General features: G+C 30.8%; 2 protein-coding genes. Both read right to left on the bottom strand.

Annotation, left to right across the window (positions count from 1 at the left end; all coding sequences use genetic code 11):
• Positions 1-604 precede the first annotated feature (604 nt).
• Positions 605-1,546, bottom strand: a complete 942-nt coding sequence (locus tag F6K22_RS37815; protein WP_293109961.1) for a DUF3768 domain-containing protein — start codon at positions 1,544-1,546, stop codon at positions 605-607.
• A gap of 242 nt (positions 1,547-1,788) precedes the next feature.
• Positions 1,789-1,959: a hypothetical protein gene (locus F6K22_RS37810; RefSeq protein WP_293109959.1), complete on the bottom strand. Its 171-nt coding sequence runs from the start codon at positions 1,957-1,959 to the stop codon at positions 1,789-1,791.
• Between the last annotated feature and the right edge of the window lie 845 nt (positions 1,960-2,804).

Below are 2,804 nucleotides of genomic sequence, written 5' to 3'. Positions count from 1 at the left end.
TTTACTAAGGATTTGGAGACAAAACCTCTACTAACTTCCTTCTGATTTAGGAATCATAATTAATTTGTTGGAAATAATACAATACAATATGATTCAGATAAGACCAAAATTTATCTGATAGATAACGTAAATAAAAGCTATTACACATCACAGTTTTGCCACAACAAATCCTTAACTGAACAGTATCAGAAAATTATATTAATCACCAAGGAAAAGTTGTCACTATCAAGGTAAATATTCAGCTTTTTTGTGAATAATAAGGCACATTTGTTATGGATAGCTAAAGTTAGCTGATGTGCTTGAACCCATACTTTAAATTAGACCTCAGTTTTTCCATACTGATTATAACTTCATTCGGCGATTAAGGTAATAACTAATGGCTGAGTGCTAATGGCTAAATGTTTACATATCAAGACTATTAATTCCACTTTTTTGTGTAGCAAATATATAAACAAATCAGAAATTATTTGGAGAATAACGAAAGTATTAGAGAGAAATTTCCTTGAACCATAAAGATAAATTTTTCCAACCAAAATACTTCTTTCTGATTCCTTTTATAGGTCATGCTACCCATTCATTTCACCCAGGGAAACAACTAATGATATTAACGTTCATCGGCTCGTATAACCAATAATACCCTAGTAGTTTTATTAATATCTTCTGGTGCATCTGATAACATAATCATGCTTGTATCTAAATAGTCAATTTTCCAAATATATTCCACACCATCCATTGTTACTCGACCCATTTCATGTTGACCTTTGGGGTCATTTTCAAGTGTAAAATCAGAAAAATCTTGAATTTCTTTAAATAGTTCTTTTTGTTTTTTTCTCGGCAATGCTAATACTTGCCGACTCATTCTGTATTCTCCTAAACTTTTATCTCCATTTCTAAAGCGGTCATTTAACTTAGCTATTGTTGTTTCCTTCACTTCTGCTTCTGTTGTTCTGTTCCATAATTCTTGAGCAGAATGTGATATAGATTTTACTGTATTGAAAGCTGCTAAATCCCAAGACTTTACCGATTCAACTTTGGTTTTCAAACATGACCAATCTATTTGATTATCAATTTTAATCAATCTTTCTGGCTGCGATTTATCTTCTATTAACAATAGAGTTAAATAAGGCATTTTTCCCAGTCGATCTAAAGGAGAAGGTAACATATCTCCCCCATAATGATTAATCCAAACTTGATAAATATAATCATTTCCTGATAACTGGAACAGTACATATAGTGGTGCAACAGAAATAGAGCCTACTTTTGTAATAAAAACTCCAGCTTTAGCAGTTACTTTAACAGAACTTTCTAAATCCCAACTTTTCCCAGAAGGAAGTTTTAATAAAAATAATGGTTCATAATCTGTTGTTAAGCCTGCTCCTGTAGAGAGAGGTAAGAAAATTTTACTTTTTTCAGAACGAGGACGAGTTAAAATCCAATTCCAAGTTGATGTTCCTATTGGAGACTCACTAAATATTTTAAAAAAATCATTTTTTTGAGGTTCAGGTAATTGTTTATGTTGATTTAATAGTTGTTTATTTCTGCTCATTTTTCTCCAAATAATTTATTTTTAAATATTCTTTTAAGTTCCTTGGTTTTTATAGTTAAGATTAGCTGTCTATGATTTTTATACTGTGGTTGACACTAAGAATAAATTATACAATAGCAGCTTACCTCCTATATTTTATAATAGCTTACTAGAGAAGAAAATAGAAAAATTGATTAAGATTTAAGTTAATTATGGGTACTAGAATCTAGTGGCATCTAGTATAACTATTTCTGTACCTGGCTCTATGTTAATTTTTTTGGCCAGAATGTCCTATTGCTGAACTTAGTTTGAGTAGTCAAATTTTCTCTAGGTGTGGATGTTAAGTTTTCAAAGGTTGATGGTATATGCAATATATCAAAAGTCATGGAAAATCTGGCTGCAAATATTGGTGGTCGATTCAGGTCAGTAATCAAAATTAAAACTTTATATTTTATATATATTTAAGATGTTGAGAAACCATAGAAAATATTTTATTGGCTGAGGATAATTATGAAAAATTTGCTCCGATAAGCAAGTAGTATTATTAATATAATCTATCTCTATTAATAAATTTAATTTATGTGTTAACTAGGTATTATCTTTTCCTTGGTCATGCTTCCTTTGCCAGCACACAAAAATATACTTATACAATTTCGTGCATACTAATGCTATATCTAGTTTCTATTACCAAAAAATAAGGTTGAAAACCTCCCCTTTTAAGAGGATGAAAAAGCGGTCGTTTTCGGCTGTTGCCGACATGAAACGCTGCGCGACTGAAAAGTCGAGCTTTCCCTAGGATGGGATGCACTACTAACCTAGCCATATCCAATCGACCAAGAGAAAATATTCACCATATGTATTTCAATCCTGATGCAAAGCGTCGGAGGTACTGATAACTGATAACTGAAATGACCTATAAATTTCCAATCCCGTTTCTCCCCATTTCTCCATCTTCTCACCTGTATCTATGAATCTTAATTTTAAGAATTGGTATTACCTTATTGCTGAAAAGCCTTAGTTAAAATCCCCAGATACTACTATACAAATTCACTTTAAAGATGTCACAAATAGTTTCAAAATATATATAGCAATCTTATTTAAGTTGTAATATTTTGGTGGGAGTTAGGAGTCATAATTTTAAATATTTTTAGTTCAAATTAACTATTATAAAAATTTTCATAACCAATGGGCAGATTGCTATAGCAATCCTATTTTATTTGTGTATAAAAATCTTACTGCTTTTAGGGAACACTTAACACTTAATTGGTGGTAATTTCAA

It is taken from the genome of Okeania sp. SIO2F4 (assembly GCF_010672385.1).
GTDB lineage: Bacteria > Cyanobacteriota > Cyanobacteriia > Cyanobacteriales > Microcoleaceae > Trichodesmium.
Note: the sequence above shows the minus strand (reverse complement) of the source record. Positions and strands in the feature narration are given on the sequence as shown.